This window comes from uncultured Ellagibacter sp., from assembly GCF_934617235.1.
GTDB lineage: Bacteria > Actinomycetota > Coriobacteriia > Coriobacteriales > Eggerthellaceae > Ellagibacter.
Map to the genome: position 1 here is coordinate 1 of NZ_CAKTTZ010000001.1, position 25,014 is coordinate 25,014.

Sequence of the window (25,014 nt, forward strand, 5' to 3'; positions counted from 1 at the left end):
CCACTATATAGAGTGAAGGCTCACTCTATATAGGCATCCTCTCTCAACTACGACTCCCCCTGTTACAGAAAGAGACTGGACGCTGCGCGCTTTCGCCCTATAGAGGCACACCCCCCGTTCCATCGAGACGCCTTCCACTACAGAAAGAGGCCGGCACTCCCCGAGCACCCGGCCTCCTCATGGACGGGGCGACGCCAACGGCATTCGCCCCAATAGCTATCTTTGTTAGCGCTACTCGACTTCTGCGAGCGCTTCGCTCATCTGCTCCAGCGTAAGGACGGCGCCGTCGTCGGAGAACTTCGCGAGAACCGCCTTTACTGCCGCCAAGTCGACCAGGCGCTCGGCATGCGACGTCATGTTGCGCACCTTCACCTTACCCGCGGAAAGCTCATCGGGCCCAAGGATGGCGACCATCGATGCGCTCAACTTATCGGCAAGCTTGAATTGGCTTTTCAGGCTGCGCTTCTGGTGATCCATGTCGGCAGACTGGCCCGCATCGCGGAATGCCTGCACGAGCGAGAACGCCTCGGCGTGCACCGAGTCGTCGACGCATGCGACGAACAGATCGCAATGCTGTGCACGGGGAAATTCGACACCCGCCGCCTGCAGGGCAAGCGCGCAACGCTCGTATCCGAGGGCGAACCCGAGGCCCGGCGTCGGGCGTCCGCCAACTTCCTCGACGAGCTTGTCGTAGCGACCGCCGCCGCCAATTGCGTTCTGGCTTCCCATGCCGTTGTCCACCTGAACCTCGAACACGGTTCGGGTGTAGTAATCCAGGCCACGCACCAATTTATAGTCTTCCACGTAGGAAACGCCCGCCGCATCGAGGTACGCCTTCACCGCTTCATAGTGCTCGCGGCAATCGGGGCAAAGGTGATCGGAGATCTTCGGGGCGTTCTCCATCACGTGAACGCAGCCCTCGTTCTTGCAGTCGAAAGCGCGCAGCGGGTTGATTTCGGCGCGCGTCATGCACGTCTCGCACAGCTCTTCGGCGTGGTCGTTCATGTAGGAGCGAACGAGCTCGCGATAGGCGGGACGGCACTTCTCACACCCCATTGAGTTGATGAGCAGGCGCATTGACTCGCGCGGGATGCCGATCGTCTCGTAGAAGCGCATGAGCATGATGATGGCTTCGGCGTCGATCGTCGGCTCCTCGGCACCCAGGCATTCCACGCCCACCTGGTTGAACTGGCGCTGACGACCCTTCTGCGGGCGCTCCGCGCGAAACATGGGGCCCGCGTACATCAATTTCGCGGGCGCACCACCCTGGGGAACGAGGTCATGCTGCGCCACCGCGCGCACAACGCCGGCCGTGCCTTCGGGACGAAGCGACAGACGGCTTTTGCTCTTGATGGTGCCGCCGTCGATGAGGCGCTTGAGATTCTCACCCGAAACAGCGGTGAACATCTCCTTGGACACGACGTCGGTCGCCTCGCCGATGCCGCGAACGAACAGGTCGGTCTGCTCGAATATCGGCGTCTCAATGGGCACATAGCCATAACGGGCGAAGACGGAGAACGCCGTCTCCTTGAAATGCAGCCAAAACGCCGCCTCGTCAGGTAGAAAGTCCCTCGTGCCTTCAGCAGCCTGCATTGCCATTGCGCCCACCTTTTCCTTCGTTTAGCTTGATTGCGATTTGCATTGTAACGTAAATGAAGCGCGGGCTCCGATTGCCCGCGCTTCAACATATTCCATCGGGGAGTGGCGACCGTGCCAGAATCGGCCGCCGCCCGCCCCTTACTTAAAGTACTCCACACCGCCTTCGATGAGCGGCTGGTACGTGAAGTCCGGGATGTTGCGATAGAGCCCAGCGCCCGAGCGCTCCGTGTGGCCCATCTTGCCGAGCACGCGGCCATCGGGACTTGTGATGCCCTCGATGCAAAGCACGCTGCCGTTGGGATTGACCGAAAGGTCCATCGACGGCTTGCCCTCCGCATCGACGTACTGCGTTGCCACCTGGCCGTTCGCAATGAGCTTCTCGAGCAATTCGGGGCTTGCGACGAAGCGGCCCTCGCCATGGCTGATGGCGACGGTGTGCGTGTCCCCCACCTTGCACTCGGAAAGCCACGGGGAAAGCGACGACGCCACGCGCGTGCGGACGAGGCGGCTTTGATGGCGGCCGATCGTGTTGAAGGTGAGCGTCGGGCATTCGTCGGTCATGGGAACGATGTCGCCGTAGGGCACGAGGCCGAGTTTGACAAGCGCCTGGAAGCCGTTGCAGATGCCGAGCATGAGACCGTCGCGGTTCTGCAGCAAGTCGCGCACTGCCTCGGTCACCTCGGGAGCGCGGAAGAACGCCGTGATGAACTTCGCCGAACCATCGGGCTCGTCACCGCCGGAAAAGCCACCGGGAATCATGACGATCTGGCTTTCGCGGATGGCGGCAGCAAGAGCAGCAATGCTCTCGGCGACCGCATCGGGCGTGAGGTTGTTCACGATGAGCGTGGTCGGCAGGGCGCCGGCACGTTCGAATGCGTGCGCCGTGTCGTACTCGCAGTTCGTTCCCGGGAACACGGGGATGATGACGCGCGGTTTCGCAATCGAGCCGCCATAAACGAGCGGCAGCTTATCGTCGCAGGTGATAGGCGCAACGTCGGCATCGTCGGAACCAGACTGGGCAGCCGTGCTGCGATACGGGAACACCGACTCGATCGAGCCTTCCCACGCATCCTGCAAACGAGCCAAGTCGATAACCTCACCTGCAGCCGCGAACGCGTACTCCTCGGTCGTCACGCCAAGAAGGGCAACGTCGAGGCATTCGGTCGCCTCGGGGAGCGTCGCGCCATCGGCGAGCTCGACGATGAAGCTTCCGTATGCGGGCGTGAAGAGGGCGTCGGCGTCCACATCCTCGAGAGCCACACCGATTCCGTTACCCACACACATCTTGAACAGGGACTCCGCCGCGCATCCGTAGCCAGGCGTCGAGACGGCGAGCGCCGCGCCCGACCCGATAAGCTCCTCAACCGCAGCGATGGCCGCAAGCTCATCTTCAGCAGCAGGTGCCACGTCGTTGGCATCGTAGCAGCGCGGAGCAATCAGCGCGATGCGATGGCCAGCACCCTTGAATTCGGGGCTCGTCACACGATCGACCTTGCCGACTGCAGTCGCAAAGGAGACAAGCGTCGGAGGAACGTCGAGATCTTCGAACGAACCCGACATGGAGTCCTTTCCCCCAATCGAGCCCAGCCCCAGATCGAGCTGCGCCTGGAGTGCACCGAGAACAGCGGCGGCAGGCTTGCCCCAGCGAACCGGATCGTTGCGCAGGCGCTCGAAGTATTCCTGGAACGTGAGGTACATATCAGCGCGCTTGAAGCCCGTGGCCACCAGGCGCGAAACGCTCTCGACGACGGCGATATAGGAGCCGACGAACTGATTCTTCTCGGTGAGGTAGGGGTTGAAGCCCCATGCCATGCCGGAGCAAGTCGTGGTCTCGCCGTCGACCGGCAACTTCGCCACCATAGCGAGCGCAGGCGTAAGCTGGTTTTTGCCGCCGAACGGCATGAGCACGGTCGCCGCGCCGATTGTGGAGTCGAAGCGCTCGGAGAGCCCCTTGTTGGAGCAGACGTTCAAGTCGCGCACGAGCGATTCCATGCGATCGGCAAGCGTGTCGCCCGCCCATGCGCGCTCGTAGGCGGCGCCCGCCTCGATGTGCACGTCCTGGTGCTTCGGGGCACCGTTCGATGCCAAAAACTCGCGGCTCACATCGACGATCGCCTTGTCGTTCCAGAAGATGCGCACGCGCGGCTCAGCGACCACCTCGGCGATCACCGTCGCCTCGAGGTTCTCTTCCTTGGCATACCCGAGGAATTCTTCCACATCGGCAGCGGCGATGGCGCAGGCCATGCGCTCCTGGCTTTCGGAGATGGCGAGCTCGGTGCCATCGAGACCGTCATATTTCTTCGGGACCTTATTGAGATTGATGCGCAGGCCGTCGGCGATCTCGCCCAAGGCCACCGACACGCCGCCTGCGCCGAAATCGTTGCAGCGCTTGATAAGGCGGCAGGCCTCGCCGCGACGGAACAGCCTTTGAAGCTTGCGCTCGACAGGGGCGTTGCCCTTCTGCACCTCGGCACCACAGTGCTCGAGGCTTTCCAGGTTATGCGCCTTCGACGATCCCGTTGCGCCACCGATGCCGTCGCGGCCAGTGCGACCGCCCAAAAGCACGATGACATCACCCGGCTCGGGTTTCTCGCGACGAACATGGTCGGCCGGGGTCGCCGCAACGACGGCCCCGATTTCCATGCGCTTGGCAACGTATCCCGGATGGTAGAGCTCGTGAACGGAGCCCGTGGCCAGGCCGATCTGGTTACCGTAAGACGAGTAGCCGGCAGCAGCCGTCGTCACGAGCTTGCGCTGCGGCAACTTGCCTTCGAGCGTATCGGAAACGGGAACCGTGGGATCGCCCGCACCAGTCACGCGCATGGCCTGGTAAACGTAGCTGCGTCCCGAAAGCGGGTCACGGATAGCGCCGCCCAAGCACGTGGCCGCACCGCCGAACGGCTCGATCTCGGTGGGATGGTTGTGCGTCTCGTTCTTGAAGAGGTACAGCCAGTCCTCGTCGTGGCCGTCGACGTCGACCTTGCACTTCACGGTGCAGGCGTTGATTTCCTCGGACTCATCGAGCCCGGTCAGGATGCCCTGGGATTTCAGCCACTTCGCGCCGATCGTGCCCATGTCCATAAGGCAGATGGGCTTCTCGTCGCGACCGAGCTCATGGCGCAGCTCGAGATAGCGCTCGTAGGTTTCGCGCACCTGCTCGTCGTCAATCACGACGTTGGTGAGCTCGGTGCCGAACGTAGTGTGACGGCAATGATCGGACCAGTAGGTGTCGATCATCTTGATCTCGGTGATGGTGGGGCAGCGCTTCTCGCCCGCGAAATACTGCTGGCAAAACGCGATATCGGCAAGGTCCATCGCCAAACCGCGCTCATCGATGAACGCGGAGAGGCCCGCCTCATCCAGATCGAGGAACCCTTCGATCACTTCGACGGGCTTGGGCGTCGGATGGGCGATCTGGAGCGTCTCACGTGCGGAAAGGCACGCCTCGCGCGTCTCGACCGGGTTGACGACGTAGTGTTTCACCGCAGCGAGGGCGGCGTCGGTGCACTCGCCTTCGATAACGTAAACCTGCGTGAAGGCAACCTCAGGACGTTCTCCCTGGCTGATGAACTGGATGCACTGCGATGCGGAGTCGGCGCGCTGGTCGAACTGGCCGGGCAGCGCCTCGACGGCGAACACGTGAACATCGGCAGGAGCCGAGGCGATTCCGGAGATGGCCTCCCCTTCCGCGGCAAGCTGCTTGGCGCTTTTGTCCGAGAATTCGACGCCCTTAACGGGGAATTCGCGCGAAGCGTCATCGACTTGCGGTTCGGAGAAGACCGTGGGGATGCAGCGCTCGAATAGTTCCTCGTCGATGCCCTCGACGTCGTAGCAGTTGATCAGGCGCAGGCGGGCCGCCTTCGCGAGCCCCTCGGGCACGGCAGTGTGCAATTCGGCGAGCAGCTGCTGCGCTTCAACGTCGAAGCCGGGCTTCTTCTCCACGTAAACACGCGAAACCATGATGATCCTTTCCAGGGTGGCAGGCGATTACTTGTCGGCGGGCTTTGCGGCGTCGGCGGCACTAGCCGCATCGGCCGTCTTTGCGGCATCAACCTTCTTGCGGCCGAACAGACCGCGCTTGGGCTTGATCTGCTCCTCGGCGACCTCCGCAGCGGCATCTTCCTTCTGCTTTTCCGCCTCGCGCTCGGCTGCGCGCTTCGCCTTCTCGGCACGGCGGCTCTCCTTGGTGTTCTGAGACTCCATTTCCATCTGGTACTTGCGGCGACACTTGCGAATCTTGGAGAAGTCGAGGTAGAACGCAAGGATGATGAGAACGTAGGACGAGCCGAGCGTCACGTAGCTGATCCAAGCCGGCTCCCACGAACGCGCGAACCACGAGAGCGCAACCATGATGACCGCAGCGATCAGGACGACCCACCAAAGGCGACGCAGGCGCTTATATTCCGCCGTGGGCGGGTTGTAGTACTTGCGGTCAAGCTCGTTTTGCTTGGCGCGCTCGGCTTTGCGGCGAGCCTTCTGCTCCGCCTTCCTCTCCTGAGGGGTCTTCGTCGAGGACTGGATATGCACCGAAGCGGCAGCCTTCGTTTTCGGCTTTGCCGAAGCCGCGCTCTTGCGCGTCGCACCCTTAGGGCCCTCATCTTGATAGCGGTCGTTCATGTAGTTACGTTGTGACATGCGATGGTTCTTTCTCGTGGACACTTACTTCAAAAGCCGTGGAAACCTTGGCCGGACGCCGTCGGCGGACAGACCTTTCCCCTTCCACCTTGTGCAAGGCTTACGCGAGACGAAATTCCTTATGCGAACGGGAATTTCTCGCCCGTGATCTTCTCGTAGGCCTCGATATACTTCTCGCTCGTGCGCTTGATGACATCCTCGGGAAGGCGAGGCGGCTTGGTGCCGGATTCCTTGTCCCAATGCGCGGTGAGCCAATCGCGGACGTACTGCTTGTCGAAGCTCGACTGGCTTTTGCCCGGCTCGTATTCGTCGCCCGGCCAAAAACGCGAGGAATCGGGGGTGAGGACCTCGTCGGCCAAGATGAGGCGGCCGTCAACGCGACCAAATTCGAACTTGGTGTCGGCGATGATGATGCCGCGGTCAGCCGCATGGTCGCGTGCGGCGGTGTAGACCTTGATGGCAGCGTCGCGCAGCTCGGCAGCCTCTTCGTCGCCAATGAGCTCAGCACAGCGCTCGAAGCTGATGTTCTCGTCGTGGTCGCCGATTTCCGCCTTGGTGGAAGGCGTGAAGATGGGCGTTTCAAGCTTGGAGGAATTCACGAGGCCAGCGGGAAGCTTGATGCCGCACACCGTGCCTTGCCCCTGGTACTCCTTAAGGCCGCTGCCGGCGAGATACCCGCGCACGATGCACTCGACGGGATACATGTCGGCCTTCTTGACCAGCATGAATCGCCCTTCCAGCTTGTCGGCATAGGGCTTGAAGCGCTCCGGCAAGTCGGCAACGTCGGCGGAGATGAGGTGGTTCTCGATCACGCCATCGAGCAGCTTGAACCAGAAGCACGAAAGCTGCGTGAGCACCTGGCCCTTGTGGGGAATCTCGTCCTCAAGGATGTAATCGAACGCGGAAATGCGATCGGAGGTTACCACCAAAAGACGATCGTCCAAATCGTAAAGGTCGCGAACTTTGCCTTGCGCATCGGGTTCGATGTCGATAACGCTCATGATTTCAGGTCCTTTCAAAACCTCGTTGCGAATATGCGGCGCGCGGGAACGAGCCCGCGCGTTGACGCGCGATAATGAGTCGCGACCCATTATCGCGCACTACCTTACTTTTTGCGATTGGAAGTGGCTTTTCCATCGGACGAACGTTGCTGACGAGCGCCCGAGAGCAGCTGCTGACGATGCTGCTGTTTTTGCTGCTGACGCTGGCGTTGCTGCTCGCGCTTGTCGTTCGAGCGCGTGCGCGCCTCGTCGTAGAGGGGGAAATGGAGGGTGAAGCAGGCGCCTTTGCCCTTCTCGCCTTCCACCTGCACCCAGCCGCCATGGCGATCGACGATTTCCTTCACGACCGCAAGCCCGATTCCCAAGCCGCCGCTCGCGCGGTTGCGCCCGGCGTCCGCACGCCAGAAGCGCGAGAAGACCATCTTCGCCTCCTCGGGGGAAAGGCCGATACCCGTGTCGCGCACGGCGATCGAGGCCATGATGTCGCCCTTCGAAACGGTGACCGATACATGTCCGCCTTCGGGGGTATAGCGCACCGCGTTCGAGATAAGGTTGGCCGTGGCCTGGCGAATCATGTCGGGATCGCCCACGACGAGCACGCCCTTCTCGGCGCGGTACTCGAAGGTGAGCCCGGAATCGGCAACGAATGCCTCGTGCGTGGAGACGATGCTTTGGATGAGCTCGCCTACGTCGACCACTTCCTCTTTCATGGGGGTGGCGCGGTTCTCCAGGCGGGAGAGCTTTAAGAGCGCGTCGACCAGCCGGCTTAAGCGCTGCACCTCGGAGTTCACGGTTTCCAGGCGCTCGGCGTCGGCTTCGAAGACACCGTCGACCATCGCCTCGACGGTGGACTGGATAGCCATAAGGGGCGTGCGCAGCTCGTGAGCGACGTCCGTTGTGAGGCGACGCTCCAGCTCGCGGTCCTTCTCGACCGATTCCGCCATCTCGTCGAAGGTCTCGCCCAGGCGAGCGATTTCGTCCTCGCCGTGGAGTTCGGTGCGCGCAGAAAGATCGCCTTCCTTGATAGCGCGGGCCGTTTTCGTCATGCGATTGATAGGGGCCACGAGATTGCGCGCGAACAGAAAGCCGATGCACGACGCGAGCACGATGGCCACCAACGACGCAAACAGCATCGCTTGATAGGAATTCTCGCGGAACTCCTGGTCGGGCCCGCGCATAAGCGTGTCGGACCCGTAAACCCAAATGCGCACGGAGCCAACGACCTTGTCGTCGACCACAATTTTGGCGAGCGCCACCTTCGACGCATCCTTCGGCTCGAAGGAACTCGTGGCGTTCGGGATGCCGTTGATGCGGTTCGAGGAATCGAAGACGGCGACGTCGTTCTCGTCGACGACCTTGATAGCGATGCCCGGCGTGACCTCGAGCGCAGCTTCGACGGGCGTAAGGGCCGCAGCGCTTTTGATGGTAAGCGCGCTGTCCGACTCCATCCGCTCTTCGATGCGGCTGGCGGTCGTCTCCGCAAGGGTCTCCATGTTGGACGCGGTATAGGTTTGGAAATGCTGCTCCCACACAAAAGAGATGACGCCGATGGCGACAAGGCCGGTCATCGCGGCGATAAGGGCAAAGGCCAAGGTGACGCGCGCAGTATAGGACAGGCTCGTCCAGCCGAATTTGCGGCGGCGCTCCTTTCGCGCGAGCTTTCCCTGATGGGGTTCACCCGTAGAAGGCCGCTCTTCGGGGAAGTCGGACATGACGCGAATGCGGGCAGCCTCGCCGCCCGCATTCGCAGAGAGACTCGACGACCCCTCGGCCGTCGAGTCGTTATGGATTGGATTCGTTTCGCTCACGGGTCACCCGCAGGCTATTTCCCGGTTTTCGTGGGATCCTCGAAACGGTAGCCCACGCCATGGACGGTATGCAGCCACTTCGGGTTGCGTGGATTGTCGCCGATCTTCGCACGCAGGTTCTTCACGTGCGAGTCGATGGTGCGCTCATAGCCCTCGAAGTCGTAGCCGAGCACCTTCTCGACCAGCTCCATGCGCGAATACACGCGGCCAGGGTAGCGGGAAAGGGTGGTCAGCAGCTTGAACTCGGAAGCGGTCAGGTCGACTTCCTCGCCCTTCACGAGAACCTTGTGGCCGGAAACGTCGATTGTGAGGTCGCCGAACTCGAGGACTTCGCGCTGCGGCTCGGAGTCGGCATGCACACGGCGGAGCAGGGCGCGCACGCGCGCGACAAGCTCGCGGGGGCTGAAAGGCTTCACCAGGTAATCGTCGGCGCCCAGCTCGAGTCCGATGATACGATCTTCCACCTCGCCTTTCGCGGTGAGCATGATGATGGGCACATCGGAGTTGTCGCGGATGGCGCGGCAGACGCGCTCGCCGGGAACGCGGGGAAGCATAAGGTCGAGAACGACCAGGTCAAAGTGATGCTTCTGAAATTCTTCGAGTGCTTCTTGGCCATCGCCTACGGCGGTTACCCAATAGTTCTCGCGCTCGAGATAAGCAGCGACGGCGTCGCGGATCGCCTTCTCGTCTTCCACAAGAAGAATGCGTCGGGTTTCATTGTTCATTGACGTCTCCTAACATGGGATTTCCCTACGTACATGGTGCATGCACAAGGTCTGCGGACCGCGCATCGCAAACGCTTTGCGGGGCGACCCGTCAGTTTCGTCTTTGGGTTTATTGTAGCAATTGGCCGTATTCTCGCGCGAGGTGTAGGCGAAATGACACAATTACCACCATGCCAACGAAACGACCCACTCCAGGAAAGAACAGCGCGCACGCGCAAAGAAGCCCTCGCCAGAGCTCTCGGCGGGGCACTTCGGCGAGCTATCATCCGCGCGCGAATCATGCGCCGACGGTCCGCGCCGCTGAGGGGAGCCCGAAGCAGGGCATCTCTGTGCCCTCTCCAAGCGGCGGGCAAATCCTGCTTACCCGACGTCATTTCCTTTACGGTGCCATCGGCATCGGGGCCCTCGCCGTCGTCGGCGGAGGCATCGGCGCAGGGGTGAGCGCCGCCTCGAAGTCGAACGAGCCCACGTTCAACACGCTGACCGTCCCCAAAGACGCCGTCTCATCGTGCTCCGCCGCAACGCCGGGCGATTTCACCGAGATAGAAGATTCAAGCACCGTGCTCGGGCTTTCCGGAACCTATGAGCTTCCTTACGGAACGCTCATCTGGGCAAGCGATGATTCCGTTGCCGCGTGCCTTGTACCCGAAGACGGCTCGAAGCCGCTCACCAAAGTGGTGCTGCTCTCGCTTTCGTCGGGCAATCAGACCACCGCCGTTTCCCAGGCGAAAGGCCAAGACGAAGGCTTCGAGATTTATGACGTGCGCGCGTGCGCGACGGGCGTCATTTGGACCGAGGCGAATATCCTCGATGGAACGTGGCGCATCTACAGCGCAGCACTTTCGAACGGATCGCTTGGAGCTGCGGCTTTGGCGGAAGAAGGCGGCTCCGATTGGGAAACCCCGACGCTCGCCGCCTCGAGCGGATATGCGTTTTGGCAGGTCCTCCCCAAGAAGGACGGCGCCGCAAGCAAGGAAGCGTCGCGGCTGATGCGCGCCCGCTTCGGGTCGAGCGACGCCGAGGAGGCCTACACCTCGAACGGCCGCATGTGCACACCGCCCTACGCGACGGGCGACTCCGTCATCATCACCCCGCGCGCCGCGGCGTCTTCGTCGCGCTACCAGCTCACGCGCATCGATGCGCAATCCGCGAGCATGGTCGACTCCCTCGTGCTGCCCTCTTCGATGAAGCCGCTCGAGGCGGGCTATGGCGACACGGGGTTCATGTTCTCGTTCGAAGCGATTTACAACTTCGGCGAAGGCATCGCTAACCTGGGAACATACATTCCCGCAAACGCCGTGCAGCCCGAGGCCGATACGGCGGGCAACGACGCCTACAGCTCAGTGCCGTGGTTCCGCCATGGCGTGACCCCCACCGCCCCGCCCGCGTGGTGCGGCGGATGGGTCATCGCGAAGGACTCGTACAACGTGTGCGGATTCGACCCCTCGAACAAGCAGTATTTCATGCTCGAGGTGAAATCGGGCGCGCCGAGCTTCGGCGACTACCTTGCATCGACGGGGTCGGTCAAGCGCGTGGTCACGTATTCCAACATCGACAACACCACGCTTCAGGGCGAATCTCAGCAATACTGCTGCGTGCGCGTCTGGGAACCGGCCTAACAGCCCCCAGCCCGCGCACGCTTCTCATGAGGTAAGGCTCCTACTGGTTTTACAGGATGCCCTTTTCAAGTGCATTCGAGAGAACCATTGCGACGCGTTCGCGCGCGATGAGCTCGCCCGGAACGAGCCAGTGCGTCCCATCAGCCGATTCGTAACCGCTGACCACGCCTTGCTGAACCGCCCAGGCCGCAGCGGACTTCGCCCAAGGGGAAATGCTCTCGGCGTCGGAGAGGGACGAAAGCGACGACTCGTCGGCTCCAGACACGCCCTTCAGGTTGGCGAGAATCTGGAGAAGCTGCTCCATCGTGACCGCGTCGTCGGGGCCGAACGCTGTGCGAGCACCCGTTTCGTCGGCATAGCCGTTGATGATCCCATTCTTAACCGCCCAGTTCACAGCACCCGTATACCACATACCGCTGCGCACGTCGGAGAATGCGGTCTCGTTTTCCGCAGTGCTTGCAACATAGGAACCCTCGGCGGAGGGATCGGCGTAGCGCCAAAGAATCATCGCGAGCTCGGAGCGCGTGAGCGACACGCCAACGCCGAACAGCGACTCCTCGCTGTATCCGCGCATGAGGCCGGCGTCCGCAACCTTCTTCACGCCAGGCGCGTACCATGCGCTTGCGTCAACATCGCGGAACATCTCCTCGATCGGAGGGGTGCCGGGGTCGGGATCTTGCGCATCGGGGTCGTAGGTTTTCGCCACTTCCGAACTACCGGGAGTTGCGCCCTGACCACCGGTGGCCGCGATATCCGACTTCCGAGAAACCGCGACATCAGCGGCAACTCCGTCGCCCGCCTTGTACTTGGAGGGGTCCCCAATCGAGCCCTCGCCCGCCGCGGGGACGTTGCCACCCGTTGCCACAACGGTCGCTACGCCGACCTTGCCTTCGCCACCGATGCCCGCGCCGCCGTTTCCAAGGCCCAGGCCAACCGAGCCGCCCGTAGCAGTAAGCGAGCCCTCGCCGACGATGGAGCCGCCGTCGAGCTTCACGCCCGCGCCGCCGTTGCCGCCGGTCGTGTCGACCGAGCCGCCCGTGGCGACAAGCGACGAGCCGGCCGGGATGGTGACCGTCGCACCCTTGTTCACCACCAGGGCAGACTGCGCGTCGGAGCCCGACGTGATACCGCAACCAGTAATCGAGTTCGCGCCCTTAAACGTGACGCTGCCGTTCACCGCAACTGGCGCTTCGGGTACTTTCACCTGGTAGTTTCCATCGGAGAGGAAGTTAGCATGCGAAACGATTGTGGCATCTTCGAGCGTCGAGCCGTCGTTGAGCGCAATCTGTCCCACAAAGGACGCCGAGTTCTTCGCTGAAAGCGTGCCGCCGTTCACTTCGACCGCCCCGTACGCCACGGAATCGTCGAGGGTAAGCTTCGCGCCCTTCTCGACAACGATTTTCACGCTGGAGAGCACCTTCATGTTGTGCAGTGTGACGTCGGCACCTGCGGGAATAGTGAGCGTTTCGGTGGCAAAGTTCCCGTTTTCGCCCTTGCCGATGGTCCCGTACGTGCCAGACTCGTGCGAGCCGTAAATGTCGGTCAGCGTGGAGGGGATGGTCGCGTTGCCCGTCTCGGCGATGGTGTAGGGCTCCATGTCCCACGAAGTCGTGCCCTCGGGAAGGTCGGCGATGCGCTCGGCAAGCGTCTTGTCGTTGTCGTAGATGCGCATTTCCACCGCGTTGCTCTGCTCCGTGCGAGCGCCGGAGGTCACCGTGGCAACCACCTGATAGGTTCCTGATTTTGCGGGAGTGCCGGTGATGAAGACGGAGCCCATCGTCACCCCTGCCGCCATGCCACTGCCTTCAGGGGAAATGGAGACGCTCACCTTATCCTGGCGCACGCCGTCGTTTTTCGCCCAGTCATTCCAGGACGTCCACTCGCCGTCGCCCTCTTTCACCTCGACGTCGAGCTTGTTGTTCTCCGACGAACTGCTGCCACCGCTCGCCCCGCCGCCGGCAGACGCGAGGGCGATGCCGTCGTGATCGAGGCTCATCATGCTCGTGCCGTCGACGACGAAGCACTGCAGCTTGCCGGTAAGCCGAACCTGGATCTGCTGCTGGACCTCGAAGGAGAGCATTTCGGCAACGGAATCCGCCGAGCCATCGTCCTTCGTCGCTTCGGCGGTGAGTTTCACCTGATAGGTGCCCGCCGCGGGAGCCGTGCCCGAAAGCGACACCTGGCCATCTTCGACTGTCACGGAAAGACCCGCCACGTCCTTGCCCTCGGCATCAGTGACGGCAGCCGAGAACTTTGCGTCCGCCGCCTTCGTCCCCTTCGTTTCGAACGCGAGCTTCTGGTCGACCGTGCTGCCTTCGACCGCGGGGGAAAATGCCTTGTCACCTGCAAAAACAAGCGAGAGCGCCTCGTACGTTTCGACGGGCTTGCTGATGTTTTCGGGCTCTTGGGTCGACCCGGTGTAGGTTGCCGTGCCGTTGTTCTCGATTTTACCCGTAGCAAACGTGCAATCCTCGAAAGTCGCCTCGCCGTTCACGATAGGCGTGTTGGAGAAGGTGCAGTTGGAGAACTTCACCTTCGCGCCTTTTTCGACAGTGACCGTTGCACCCTTTTCCCCGGATTTCGCGAAGAAGTTCACGCGGTCGATAGCAATATCGCTGCCTGACGGAATCACAACGGAAAGCGCACTTGCGTATCCGACATCGACCGTTTTCGGGCCCTGACTGAAAAAGCCCTCGGAATAGCCGGCGATTTCGGTGAGCGACGAGGGGATGGTCACCGTCCCCGAATCCGAAAAGCTGGTTCCGACGTGGACTTTCGTGTACCCGTTTGACACGGCCTGGCCGAGATAATAAGACAGTCCGTAAGAGCTGTCGTCCACGTAGTAATACCCGTCGCTCTTGCTCAGCGGCTGGATTCCGCCGTCGTTACTTGTCGATGCACCATTGTCGGCGAAAGCTGCCGCAGGCGTGCCTACCATACCCGCAGCGAGCACCGTTGCAACGCCGGCACGCGCCGCCGCTTCCCATGGCTTAACTGCTTGCGTCTTCCGTTTCTCCATATGTTTCCCAGCCTTTCTGTGGGCTCATTTCGGGACAATCAATTCATGTCACCCCGTGTCGGCAAGGAAGTTTACCACAGTTGACATATATTGGTAAGCCGTGTATAACTTTTTTTGATACATTTCACGCCTGATTTCAAGGAACACCGGTGAACGATTACACAAGCAGCCCGGATGTCGATTCGAGCAACAGCCACCGCGCGTCCTGCCCTTCCTCGGCAGGCATGCTCCAACCTTCTTCGGCTGACATGCCGCAGCCTTCCTCCGAGGACGCACCCCGCCCTCCCCTGGCGGACGCGTTCCATTCTTCCTCAGTGCAGGCGTTCCATTCTTCTTCGGCGGATGAACCCCACCCCGAGGAAATCCAGTGGCGCGAGCGTTGGTTCCACGCATTCGACACGACCTGCCTCGTGAAGGCACGCGCAAGCGAAGGCGACCTTGATCAGGTAGTTTCCCTTTGCACAAGATACGAGCGGCTCCTCAGCCACACGCTGCCCGAAAGTGATATCTGGGCCGTGAACCATGCAGAGGGCAAGCGCACGAAGGTTGATCCGGAAACGGCGGCGCTCGTTCGCGAGGCGCTTCGATATTGTTCGAAATCGGGCGGCCTTTTCGATATCACGCTGGCACCGCTCGCCCGCCTTTGGAATTTTCACACCGCGCGCGTCCCCTCGGAAGACGATGTTGCCCGAGCGCTTCTACACGTAGGCTGGCAGCGAGTCGATGCGACCGCCGACACCATCGTCGTCACCGATCCCAAGGTGGAGATAACGCTTGGAGGCATCGCGAAAGGCTACATCGCCGATTGCGTGCGCGACTTGCTGGCAACGCGAGGAGTGCGGGACGCGTTCATAAGCCTTGGCGGGAACGTTGTCGTCATAGGGCAATCACCTCACGGCAGGCCGTGGAACGTCGGTGTTCGCTCGCCTGATTTCCATCGCGACCAGCAGAAAAAGCGAATCGAGTACGAGGCTATCGCCCGTTCGCCGCACGGCATCGACACGCGTGCGCTTCACGATTTGGAAAGAAAGCCCGAAAAGCCCCTGTGTGTTCTTTCCTGTTCTGATTTGTCGGTGGTAACGAGCGGAATCTACGAGCGATGTTTTCTCGACAAGACGACGGGAAAGATGTATCACCACCTTATCGACCCGAAAACGGGATACCCCTGCGAAAGCGACCTCGCGGGCGCAACGGTGCTTTCGCGCACGTCGTTGGAAGGAGACGGCCTGTCGACGGCGCTCGTCATCATGGGGCGCGAACGCGCTGCGGCCTTTATCCGCGAACAGACCGATGCCGCCGTCCTCCTCGTTGGGCGAGACGGAACCGTGGCCATTGCTGGTAACGAGAAGATTCTCGAAGAGACCCGAGCTGGCGAGATACCCGGCGTCGAGCTCCTGAAGTAACGCGCGGGCGCGAGAACTGCGCGAAAAGCGAGAGCTGCGGGTGCCCAAAATCGAGGGTTCGCCCGTCAACGCGGGGCGCGCCCGCGAACGCGGGAAATGCAGGTTGTACGAGGTCTCTGGCTGAACGAGAGCGCGAGGGTTTGCACGAACCGAGCGAGACGCGCGCGGCGAGAGAATCAAGGGGCACGAAGCGCGGATTGCACGAGAATAGGCTCACTCCGTAGCATTGTTAGGCACCTATTTGTACAAAAACGACAGTAAGTTGTGACGGAATGGTGAAGATGAGCGATTTCGAGCTTCAATTGTCCCAAAATCGTCCCATACAAGACAATTATTGAAATAGTTATTCCACATTTTTTATTATAATGGGGTCTACTTTACAGTTTCGTCATAAAAAAGTGGCATTTTCGTACAAAAACTCTCAGCCTCAAGCGCCGAGGCGGATTGCAAGTTGCCGAGGGGCTCGAATCACCCGAAACTCAAGAGCATCAGCATCAGCACCAGCACCTCTAACCAGACGTACTTTTCGTCCAGCGGAACAGCCGACCCAAAAGCTTTTCCATCAAAAATGGGCGTTGGCCTGCGCCAACGCCCACTGATAAACGCCCCTTGCGTTCTACAAGCCTAAAAGCCTCTAGAACTCCAGCCCTTCGAGACGCTTGAAGACCTCGTCTTTGCGCGTGAGGAAATCCCACGGGTCGAAAATCTCGTCGAGCGTTTCCTTCGAAAGCTTTGCCTCGGGGTCTGCCTCCAAACGCTCGCGATAGGTCGGTCCCTCGACGGCATTCTGGATGTCTTCCCACACTTTCATGGCGTTACGCTGCACGATGACGTATGCCTCTTCGCGCGTGATGCCCGTCTGCACGAGCGCAAGCAGCACCTTCGAAGAGAAGATGAGCCCGCGGGTGCGCCACAAGTTGTGCTCCATCTTGTCGGGATACGTTTGCAGGCCGTCCAAGATCCACTGCATCTTGCCGAACATGTAATCGAGCGCAGTGAACGAGTCGGCTAGCGCCACGCGCTCGGTACCCGAATGCGAAATGTCGCGCTCGTACCAAAGCGCCACGTTATCAAGCGCCACCTGGGCATTCGCCTTCACCACGCGAGCGAGGCCGCAGACACGCTCAGCCGTGATGGGATTGCGCTTGTGCGGCATGGCCGACGAGCCCTTCTGGCCCTTCTTGAACGGCTCCTCAGCCTCGATCACGTCAGACTGCTGAAGCAAGCGCACCTGCATGGCGATGGACTCGAGCGTCGCCGCGGCGCATGCGAGCGCGCACATCACCTGCGCGTGACGATCGCGCGCGAGCACCTGAGTCGAAAGCGGGTCGGGCGTAAGACCCAGCTTCTCGCACACATACTGCTCGACGAACGGGTCGATGGAGGAATACGTGCCCACCGCGCCCGAGATCGCTCCCGTCGCAGCAACCTCGCGAGCCTGCTCAAGGCGCGTCTGCGCACGCTTCAGCGCCCATGCCCAGCTGCCGAACTTCATGCCGAAAGTCATCGGCTCGGCATGGATGCCATGGGTGCGGCCCACGCACAGCGTATTTTGGAACTCGAAGGCGCGGCGCTTGCACGTCTCGCCAAGCTGCTTCACGTCGGCCAAGATGATGTCGATCGCCTGGGTGATCTGGTAGGAAAGAGCCGTATCCCCCAGGTCGCTGCTGGTCATACCGTAGTGCACCCAGCGCGACGGCTTCTCCTCGCCCTCCGGCACCTCGGCGTCGATGTACTCGGCCATGTTGGTGGTAAAGGCGATGACGTCGTGGTTGGTAACCTTCTCTATCTCGTCGATGCGCTCGACGGTGAAGTCGGCATGGTCGCGAATCCACTTCGCTTCCTCTTTCGTAATGCCGGCTTTCCCCAGCTCAGCCTGAGCCTCGCACGCGAGAATCTCGATTTCCTTCCAGATGAAGAACTTGTTTTGAAGCTCCCAGATGGCGCCCATCTCAGGACGCGTATAGCGGTTGATCATTGCGCTTGCTCGCCTTTCCCGTGTTAATCGTTCCCGTTTCGTTTTCCGCTTAGCATACTATACGCTCGCGCGCGCAGGTTAGAGCCCCTTGAACAAAGCGCGCACGCGGTCGAGCGCTTCGGTGTCGGCGACGACGACCGCCTTGTCGCCGGGGTGCAGCACGGTGTCGTGGCGCACCACCTCGACGTCATCGGCCGTGTCGACGGCAACGATCAGGCTGCCGTCGGGCATGGGGATGTCGCGCACGAGCACCCCGTCGGCGTTCGAGTGGTAGCGCATGCGTGGCACCGTGACCTCGGAAAGCGCGACATTACCGTGCGTAAGCGAGGACACAACGCTCACCGAACCCATGAGGGCCTCTTCCTCGATCATGTTCGCAATGAGCGTCGTGGAAGACACGCTCTCGATGCCGACCTCGTGGAAGATGCGCATGTTCTTCGGGCTGTTCACGCGCGCAATACAACGGGGCACGTTGAACACGCGCTGCGCGATTTCGCACGACACGAGGTTGCTGTCATCCTGACCGGTCGTCGCGACGAACACGTCGGCGTGGCGGATGCCCGCGTCCTCCTGGAACTTCGAGTCGCAGCCGTCGCCGTGGATGATGAGGTAGCGGCCCGTGAGCTCCACCGACAGCCTGTCGGCGGTGCGTCGGTTCTGCTCGATGACCGCGACCTCGTTACCGCTTTTCAGCAGCACGTTCGCAAGGTAGGCGCCGATCTTGCCGCCGCCGTTGATCACTACATACATGGATGCCCTTTCACAGAGAGGGAGCTATCTTGCGCAAGGCGTGAAACGCGATGCGGCCAGGCTGGCTTCCTACTCTTGAATATACTTGCTGAACAGGGGAATCAGCTCGTGGCGCACGCACGCGAGCACCGAGTCCCCATGGTAGAGCACGCTTTCCTTGTTGGGAATGGAGCTCGCCGATCCGTCGCCGCGCTCGAAGGCGATGATGCGGATGTCGTGGTCGCGCTCGAGTTCGCCCACGCGAATCGTCCGTTTCCCCTCGCGAGAGCTCAAATCGAGGGAAAAGCGCAGCACCTCGAATTCCCCGAAGGTGTCGATATGCGCGCCATGGCCCGACACCACTTTCGAGAACACGTCCTCGGCAACGAGCGATGTGCCGCACACGTAATCGATACCAAGTTGCATGTAGGCGCGCTCGTGGTCGGGGTTGTACAAGCGCGCGATCACGTGGGGAACGCCAAACAGATGGCTCGCGACCTCGGCGACCATGAGGTTCGTGTTGTCGAGCTGCGTGACTGCCGCAACGACATCGCATTCGTCCACACCCGCCTTCACGAGGGTTTCCTCGTCGAATCCAACACCCTGCAACGTGGAGCCGTTGAAATTCCGACCGAGGTTCGCGAACGCGTCGGCGCTCTTGTCGATCACGCAGACATTGCTCCCGTTGTCGGAAAGCATGTTGGCAAGCTGGGAGCCCACGCGCCCGCATCCCACCACGATGACATTGCTCATAAAACGCCTTTCGCCGTATCGCCGTTAGGGCATAAGCATAGCGCATACGGAAAAGAAAAGGCCGGACGTGCGCCCGGCCTTCAACCATACGTTAGATTTTCGACATTTCCCGAAGCGTATCGCGGAACCAATTGTCGTAGTTCGGCGGGCAGTACTTCTGCGCATTCGAGTAGCTGATGGTGTAGCCATACCCCTTCGCGAGACCCGCGACATGGGCGTTGATAGCTTCTTCCCACGAGCTCCAACCGGTGGAACCCCAGCCCCACGCGTTGTGCGGCAAGAAGCAGTTCGTGCCCTTGGTGGACTCGGTGTTGGAAATGGCCGGCGACCAACGAGGGTCGACGCCGTTGTTCCACGCAGCGGTGGCGAACGTCTCGCCTTGACCGGCAAGCGGGGAACCTGCGAGATAATTGTTGATGCGAGTTGTCCACTCGGAGATGAAGGCGTCCTTGCCGCAGCTCCAATCCACTTCGGTGAGCTGGGACATCGCAGACGCGGCATCGGTGGAGCGGGCCTTGGCAAGCGCCTGCTCGGCAGCCTGGATGCGAGCCTGCTCCTCGGCGAGGGCAGCTTGCTCGGCAGCAATGCGCTCGGCTTCCTTCTCAGCTTCGACAGCCTGTACGCCCTGGGAAATGTCGCGCGATGCGGGCTGCGACAAAACGCCGCCAACCGACGCGTCGGATACGTTGGATACAAGCGCCTCAGAAGCCGGCGCGGAAGAAGCCGTGCCACCGAACGGAGACGACGAGCCGCCTGCCGCGGCAAGGCCGTAGCCGAAGCAGCCGACCGCCACGACGGAGGCGCACCCGATCGCGGCAATTTTCGCGACCAAGCCCGTCTTCTTCATATGCTTTTGACGTGTTTCCACGCAGTGTCAACCTTTCTCGAACAGCACGAGACCTAACCGCCAAGGCGGTGACAGCGTGTTGAATTGTGAGTGGGATTGCTGCCTGAGTAAGAGCTTATGCTGTTGTTTGCAAGGCAAGATTTTACCCTATGCGGGGGTCTTCGCGCAAAATCTTGTGGAGGGCGCTCCACGGTTTGTTCGATAATCTACGAGATAAAATCTGTTGCGCCTGATGATTATTATTCCCGTTTTAGAATCAAAGCCAAGCGAGCTTCACACTTAGCGGAACGAACGCGGCGGCTTCGGCGGCAAATGGCCAACCCCCACATAGGTCTGTCGCTCGTTTTCGACCGGCGGCGCACTGCAATCAATAGGCCCGAATTTGTCGGAAGACGCCGACTCGGGGCGGACATCGAACACGTCCTCGGAAACCGACGATTTAGGCAAAACAAAGATCATCGCCACATAGGCAACAGCAAGAAGACCGCCCGTGAGAAGCGAGCCCGCAACGACGATGATGCGCACGATGATCGGGTCGATGCCGAAGTAGCGCGCGGCGCCAGCGCACACGCCGCCAAGGCGTGCACCCGCAGCTCGCGTAAGCTTCTTTTCGGCCACGATGCCCCTTTCCCTCGCCTTAGTGCGCTCGCGCCTCCGACACCTCCTCCGATTCGGTCGAAGCGCCGGCCCCGTCGGCCAGGCGCTCCACGCGAATGGTGGAGATGCGCGAGCGGCGCATGCGTTCGATCTTGAACGAATAACCGCCCAGCGTGAACTCGTCGCCCATCTCCGGCACGAAATCGAGCGTGTCAATCAACCAGCCGGCGATGGTCTCGTAGTCCTCCGATTCGGCAACCGGCCAGCCAAGCGCCGCCGCCTCGTCGATCGGAAAACGCCCGTCGACGCGCCATACGCCATCGGAGACCTCAGTGATTTCCTTGCCTTCCATGTCGTACTCGTCGACGATTTCGCCCACGATTTCCTCGATGATATCCTCGATGGTAATTAAACCATCGGTTCCACCGTACTCATCCACCACGATGGCCATCTGTTGCCGATTCGTTTGCATTTCCTTGAGCAGCGGGAAGATGTCCTTGGACTCGGGAACGAACAGGGGCTCGAAGGCGTACTTCGCCGCAAGGTCGTCCTCGTGGCCGTCGATAAGCGGCCCGACGAGGTTCTTGTAGTGCACGATGCCGATGATATGGTCGGCGTCTTCGTGGAAGATAGGAAGGCGCGAGTAGCCCGTGCCGTGCATGCGCTCGACCGCCGTGCGCACGGTTTCGGTGTCCTCGACCATGATCATGTCGACGCGCGGCTGCATGATCTCGTGAACCGACATGTCGCCCAAGTCGATGATGTCGTGGATCATGCGCTTCTCGTCGTCGGCAAGCTCGTCGTTGTCGGCGACGATGTCCTTGATTTCCTCCTCGGAAACCGTCTGCTTCTTCGCCGATCCAAAACGTGAGAAGAAACCGGTCAAGCCCTTCTGCTCCTCGTCGCCCATCGCAACCATTCACTCCTTGTACTCATCGGGGATGTCAACCCCGATAAACTCGCTGGTCACGCCGCGCGGGCGCAACCGGTCGATTCGCCGCTACATCACATACAGCGCCACGGCCAGAAACTGCAGCACGCTCGCCGCATCGACCATCACGTGGAACACCGAATGCATGTAGGGAATCTTCTTCAACACATAGAATATGCACCCGATCGAATAGACCAGGCCGCCCGCCACCAAGAGCACGAGGCCCTCCATGGGAAGGTTCGCCAAAAGCGCCGGCAGATACCAGATAACGCACCACCCCAAAAGAAGGTAGAGCACCGCCGAGATCCAGCGCGGGCGGAATACCCAAAACGCCTCGCAGGCAACGCCCGCAAGTGCGACGACCCACACGAACACCGCCAGGTAGATGCCGCCATCATTACCTAGCGTGACCAGGCAAAATGGCGTGTATGTTCCCGCGATGAACAGATAGATTCCGCTGTGGTCGAGCACTTTGAACACGCGCTTGGCGCGATCCACCGCGATAGCGTGATAGAGCGTGGACATGAGGTATTCCACCAGCATGGTGATGGTGTAGACAAGCGCCGCGGCCAGCTTCACGCCGCCGCCCGCGCGCACCGCAATCACCACGAGAATGGGAATCGCTGCGATGGAGAGCAGCGCCCCGATGCCGTGCGTCACCGAGTTGGCGATTTCCTCGCCAAGCGTGTACTCGCGCACGTTGCGGCGAGCGCGATCGGCGTTTGCGGAAGTGTTGGCGGGTTCGTCTTTGTGTTCGCGCGCTTCGGAAATGGTGCGCGGCTTGAACTGGGAAGGAGTCCATGCGCGAGGCGCGGAAGGATGACCCTGCGCACACGACGGAGACGTGCTAGTCAGAGGAGCGTCGTGAGAAGCGGCAGGCCCAGGCGCTGAAGGATCTGGCGCCGAACTTCGGCCGCCTTTCGAATCGGATGTCGCATGTGTGTCCATGGCTATCACTCTATCACATTTCCCCCTGGGGTAAGCCACGCCAGCCATGCGGCGGCATCTTCTTCACATGCGTCGATCAGCCTGGTCGAGGTGCCCTGCAAACCCGCAGCCGTTCGCGCGGTAACGGTCGCCACCTTCGCACGGCGCTGGAAGGGGTTCGACTTCGAGAAGCCGAACTGGATCTTCTCGCGTGGCAAGCAAACCGAGACCGAGCCGAGGCCGCCGTTTTCTACCTGCATAAAGCGCCTGTTGAACGAGAACCACGACGAGCGCGCCCAGAGAATCGCGCTTATGGCCGCAAGCACTTCGGCGACCGCGCACGCGACGTAACACACAAGGGCGATGCGATCGAACCAGAAAAGCTCCCCCGCCGTCATGAAATCATCGCCGCAGGTGCTGATGCCGAACGCGACGCCCAGCTGGAGAAGCGCGAGCGCCACCGCGCACCACAGCCCCCAGCCCTGGATGATTGTGCGCCTGACCAGCGCCCGGCGAAGCGCGACCTTGGGAACGCGGCGGCGCTCGGCGGGCAGGTCGGCGAACTCGGGGATAAGCCCCGCGAGAATCTCGGGCACGCGATCGACCTTCACGAAGGGATGGATGACAAGCGCGCCCTCGGAAAGCGAGTCCTCCATGCTGCCCGACCCGCTCGACGCGTCCACTTTCCCAAGCGACACCTCGCAGAAGCCGAAGATGCGCCTGGCGAAGCTCTGCTTCACTATGACGGATTGCACGCGATCGACCGACACGCCGTGGAAGCGGTGCTGAAGAAGGCCGCGCTCGACCTCAATGCGGTCGCCGCGGCGGCGCGCCTTGAAGCCCCCGAAGGAGATGCAGGTGCCAAGCGCCGACATCATCCAGATGAGCAGGGACAACGCGATGAAGGCAGCGGCGATAAGGGCGATGAGGCTGTTCCCGAAAAGTGCGAGGCCCGCATCGGCAACCGCCCCCGCGACGGCGCCGCCCGCATCCCCCGCAACCTGCGAGATGATATCGGCGACCTGGGAGAACGCGCCGATGATGCCGACGACGACAAGCAGCAGCGTCGTGTTGTTGGAAAGCCCGGTGAGAATGAGCTCGCCGTTGGTCATGCCGTACTGGAAGGAGATGCGCCCCGTGTCGACCTCGCGCCCAGCGAACACGCCGCGCACGTCGTCCCACACCTCGGCAGGCGCATCGAGCACGTTGCCGAAGTTGCTCGAGGCGTCAGCTTCCCGAGAAGGCGCCCCGACGGCCGCTGACTTGCGCGCGAACAGGTCGGCCCGCAGCGCTTCCGCGTCCGCCTTGCGCAGAAACGGCACCGACACGGCCTTGTTCGAGGCACCGCCCGCCGTGTCGATTTGCACCGTGCACACACCGAACACCCGCTGGAGCAGCGAGGCAACCTGATCGACCGATTGAATGCGCCGATAGGGCACATGGACACGCTTCTTATTGAAAATGCCTGAATAGAAGCTGAATTCCTCGTCGCCGAACTCGTACCAGATATGCTTGTATGCCGCGAGGTGGTAGAGCAGGCTCACGGCGAACGAAATGACCACCGTGACAAGAAACACCAGGACGATGATGATTACGGCAAGCCCGCCGTTCACGTACCCGCCAAGGCTGTCGGGATCGAACAACTCGGGGATGAGCTGGGGAAGCACGCCAACGAGGAGCACCGCGAACACCGCAGCGGCACCCTGCAGCCCGCCAAGCCAGATATAGCTGGAATGAACCGCATGCTTCTCGCGGTTCTCGCGGACCGCGTGCTTCTCACGGTTCTCGCGGTTCTCGGGCCCGCCCATTACATGTCCTCGCGCGCGAGGCGGGCAAGCTCAGCCGCGCGGTCGCGCACCTGGTCAGCGACATCGTTTGCGAGCCCAGGGATGACATGCTCGCCGGCTGCCGTGGCGACGGTGACGCTCGAGAGCCCGAACGCGCGCAGAATCGGCCCCTGGCGCGTATCGGTGTTCTGAACGCGGATGAAGGGGATGATGTAGCGCTTGCGCCAGATGATGCCCTTGGCGATGTCGAGGTAGTCGTCGTGAAGCTCGTAGCGCCAGCGGATGTAGCGAATGGGTGGCAGCACGGCGAGGAAAACGACGAGCAGCACCGCAGCGACGACCGAGAGCACGGCAACGACGGCGAAAGCCCAGGGAGCCGGATCGACCGCGGCGCAGATGACGAAGGGGACGGCGCAGCAAAGGTAGCCGAGCACGATCCAGATGGCGTCGTTCGCCCGCCACACGTTTTTCACCCGAGAATCGAGCTTGCTTTGGGGGATACCGTTCATGGGGAGAGCCTTTCTCGAATGCGCACACGGCGCGAACGCTTTCCCCATAATAGCAAGCGGAGGCAAATTTTAGGTAAAGCGAATGGGGAAGCCAGCGCCTCGCAAAGGCGATATCGGCATTGCACCTGCTCACGGCATCGATGACAT

At 61.4% G+C, this 25,014-nt stretch carries 18 protein-coding genes; 2 read left to right on the top strand and 16 right to left on the bottom strand.

What is annotated here, in order from left to right:
- Positions 1 to 231 precede the first annotated feature (231 nt).
- The 6 genes from hisS to Q0G85_RS00030 form a co-directional block, all read right to left on the bottom strand.
- Positions 232 to 1,599: a histidine--tRNA ligase gene (gene hisS / locus Q0G85_RS00005; protein ID WP_297153329.1), complete on the bottom strand. Its 1,368-nt coding sequence runs from the start codon at positions 1,597 to 1,599 to the stop codon at positions 232 to 234.
- A 138-nt stretch (positions 1,600 to 1,737) separates the two neighbouring features.
- Positions 1,738 to 5,559 carry a phosphoribosylformylglycinamidine synthase gene (locus tag Q0G85_RS00010; protein WP_297153334.1) on the bottom strand — a complete coding sequence of 1,274 codons (3,822 nt, stop codon included), beginning with the start codon at positions 5,557 to 5,559 and terminating at the stop codon, positions 1,738 to 1,740.
- Positions 5,560 to 5,586: 27 nt separating this feature from the next.
- Positions 5,587 to 6,234 carry a hypothetical protein gene (locus tag Q0G85_RS00015; protein WP_297153337.1) on the bottom strand — a complete coding sequence of 216 codons (648 nt, stop codon included), beginning with the start codon at positions 6,232 to 6,234 and terminating at the stop codon, positions 5,587 to 5,589.
- Positions 6,235 to 6,353: 119 nt separating this feature from the next.
- Positions 6,354 to 7,235 (bottom strand): phosphoribosylaminoimidazolesuccinocarboxamide synthase, encoded by an 882-nt coding sequence (locus tag Q0G85_RS00020; RefSeq protein WP_297153339.1) that lies wholly within the window; start codon positions 7,233 to 7,235, stop codon positions 6,354 to 6,356.
- 104 nt (positions 7,236 to 7,339) lie between these two features.
- Positions 7,340 to 9,043, bottom strand: coding sequence for an ATP-binding protein (locus tag Q0G85_RS00025; RefSeq protein ID WP_367116842.1), 1,704 nt, complete (start codon positions 9,041 to 9,043; stop codon positions 7,340 to 7,342).
- 14 nt (positions 9,044 to 9,057) lie between these two features.
- Positions 9,058 to 9,768, bottom strand: a complete 711-nt coding sequence (locus Q0G85_RS00030) for a response regulator transcription factor (RefSeq protein ID WP_297153343.1) — start codon at positions 9,766 to 9,768, stop codon at positions 9,058 to 9,060.
- 329 nt (positions 9,769 to 10,097) lie between these two features.
- Between Q0G85_RS00030 and Q0G85_RS00035 the strand changes: the two genes are divergently transcribed.
- Positions 10,098 to 11,387 carry a Tat pathway signal protein gene (locus tag Q0G85_RS00035; protein ID WP_297153346.1) on the top strand — a complete coding sequence of 430 codons (1,290 nt, stop codon included), beginning with the start codon at positions 10,098 to 10,100 and terminating at the stop codon, positions 11,385 to 11,387.
- A 49-nt stretch (positions 11,388 to 11,436) separates the two neighbouring features.
- On the opposite strand, the gene Q0G85_RS00040 is transcribed toward Q0G85_RS00035, so the two are convergent.
- The gene (locus Q0G85_RS00040; protein ID WP_297153348.1) at positions 11,437 to 14,406 is read right to left on the bottom strand and encodes an S-layer homology domain-containing protein; all 2,970 of its coding nucleotides are present in this window, start codon (positions 14,404 to 14,406) and stop codon (positions 11,437 to 11,439) included.
- A gap of 248 nt (positions 14,407 to 14,654) precedes the next feature.
- Here Q0G85_RS00040 and Q0G85_RS00045 point away from each other — a divergent pair, with 248 nt between their 5' ends.
- Positions 14,655 to 15,809, top strand: a complete 1,155-nt coding sequence (locus tag Q0G85_RS00045) for an FAD:protein FMN transferase (RefSeq protein ID WP_297153351.1) — start codon at positions 14,655 to 14,657, stop codon at positions 15,807 to 15,809.
- Positions 15,810 to 16,443: 634 nt separating this feature from the next.
- Here Q0G85_RS00045 and purB read toward each other — a convergent pair.
- From purB to Q0G85_RS00090, 9 genes are all read right to left on the bottom strand, one after another.
- Positions 16,444 to 17,787, bottom strand: coding sequence for an adenylosuccinate lyase (gene purB, locus Q0G85_RS00050; RefSeq protein WP_297153354.1), 1,344 nt, complete (start codon positions 17,785 to 17,787; stop codon positions 16,444 to 16,446).
- A 78-nt stretch (positions 17,788 to 17,865) separates the two neighbouring features.
- Positions 17,866 to 18,537: a TrkA family potassium uptake protein gene (locus tag Q0G85_RS00055; protein WP_297153357.1), complete on the bottom strand. Its 672-nt coding sequence runs from the start codon at positions 18,535 to 18,537 to the stop codon at positions 17,866 to 17,868.
- Between the two features lie 69 nt (positions 18,538 to 18,606).
- A complete protein-coding gene (locus Q0G85_RS00060) occupies positions 18,607 to 19,269 on the bottom strand; it encodes a TrkA family potassium uptake protein (RefSeq protein WP_297153360.1) in 663 nt (220 codons plus the stop codon).
- Between the two features lie 91 nt (positions 19,270 to 19,360).
- Positions 19,361 to 20,137, bottom strand: a complete 777-nt coding sequence (locus tag Q0G85_RS00065) for a CMP-2-keto-3-deoxyoctulosonic acid synthetase (protein WP_297153363.1) — start codon at positions 20,135 to 20,137, stop codon at positions 19,361 to 19,363.
- 258 nt (positions 20,138 to 20,395) lie between these two features.
- Entirely contained in the window at positions 20,396 to 20,734 is a 339-nt protein-coding gene (locus Q0G85_RS00070; protein WP_297153364.1) for a PspC domain-containing protein, read from the bottom strand.
- A 19-nt stretch (positions 20,735 to 20,753) separates the two neighbouring features.
- Positions 20,754 to 21,623, bottom strand: coding sequence for a hemolysin family protein (locus Q0G85_RS00075; RefSeq protein WP_297153367.1), 870 nt, complete (start codon positions 21,621 to 21,623; stop codon positions 20,754 to 20,756).
- Positions 21,624 to 21,713: 90 nt separating this feature from the next.
- A complete protein-coding gene (locus Q0G85_RS00080; protein WP_367116843.1) occupies positions 21,714 to 22,592 on the bottom strand; it encodes a hemolysin III family protein in 879 nt (292 codons plus the stop codon).
- A gap of 5 nt (positions 22,593 to 22,597) precedes the next feature.
- Positions 22,598 to 24,379: a PH domain-containing protein gene (locus Q0G85_RS00085; RefSeq protein ID WP_297153369.1), complete on the bottom strand. Its 1,782-nt coding sequence runs from the start codon at positions 24,377 to 24,379 to the stop codon at positions 22,598 to 22,600.
- Positions 24,379 to 24,867, bottom strand: a complete 489-nt coding sequence (locus Q0G85_RS00090; RefSeq protein WP_297153371.1) for a PH domain-containing protein — start codon at positions 24,865 to 24,867, stop codon at positions 24,379 to 24,381. Before Q0G85_RS00090 ends, Q0G85_RS00085 begins: the two co-directional genes overlap by 1 nt.
- Between the last annotated feature and the right edge of the window lie 147 nt (positions 24,868 to 25,014).

Bases quoted from the DNA above. Each gene is read 5' to 3' on its own strand.
- hisS (WP_297153329.1), bottom strand. From the start codon at position 1,599: ATGGCAATGCAGGCTGCTGAAGGCACGAGGGACTTTCTACCTGACGAG.
- Q0G85_RS00080 (WP_367116843.1), bottom strand. From the start codon at position 22,592: ATGGACACACATGCGACATCCGATTCGAAAGGCGGCCGAAGTTCGGCG.
- Q0G85_RS00030 (WP_297153343.1), bottom strand. From the start codon at position 9,768: ATGAACAATGAAACCCGACGCATTCTTCTTGTGGAAGACGAGAAGGCG.
- Q0G85_RS00010 (WP_297153334.1), bottom strand. From the start codon at position 5,559: ATGGTTTCGCGTGTTTACGTGGAGAAGAAGCCCGGCTTCGACGTTGAA.
- Q0G85_RS00075 (WP_297153367.1), bottom strand. From the start codon at position 21,623: ATGGGCGACGAGGAGCAGAAGGGCTTGACCGGTTTCTTCTCACGTTTT.
- Q0G85_RS00090 (WP_297153371.1), bottom strand. From the start codon at position 24,867: ATGAACGGTATCCCCCAAAGCAAGCTCGATTCTCGGGTGAAAAACGTG.
- Q0G85_RS00040 (WP_297153348.1), bottom strand. From the start codon at position 14,406: ATGGAGAAACGGAAGACGCAAGCAGTTAAGCCATGGGAAGCGGCGGCG.
- Q0G85_RS00055 (WP_297153357.1), bottom strand. From the start codon at position 18,537: ATGTATGTAGTGATCAACGGCGGCGGCAAGATCGGCGCCTACCTTGCG.
- Q0G85_RS00015 (WP_297153337.1), bottom strand. From the start codon at position 6,234: ATGTCACAACGTAACTACATGAACGACCGCTATCAAGATGAGGGCCCT.
- Q0G85_RS00045 (WP_297153351.1), top strand. From the start codon at position 14,655: ATGCCGCAGCCTTCCTCCGAGGACGCACCCCGCCCTCCCCTGGCGGAC.
- Q0G85_RS00020 (WP_297153339.1), bottom strand. From the start codon at position 7,235: ATGAGCGTTATCGACATCGAACCCGATGCGCAAGGCAAAGTTCGCGAC.
- Q0G85_RS00085 (WP_297153369.1), bottom strand. From the start codon at position 24,379: ATGGGCGGGCCCGAGAACCGCGAGAACCGTGAGAAGCACGCGGTCCGC.
- purB (WP_297153354.1), bottom strand. From the start codon at position 17,787: ATGATCAACCGCTATACGCGTCCTGAGATGGGCGCCATCTGGGAGCTT.
- Q0G85_RS00060 (WP_297153360.1), bottom strand. From the start codon at position 19,269: ATGAGCAATGTCATCGTGGTGGGATGCGGGCGCGTGGGCTCCCAGCTT.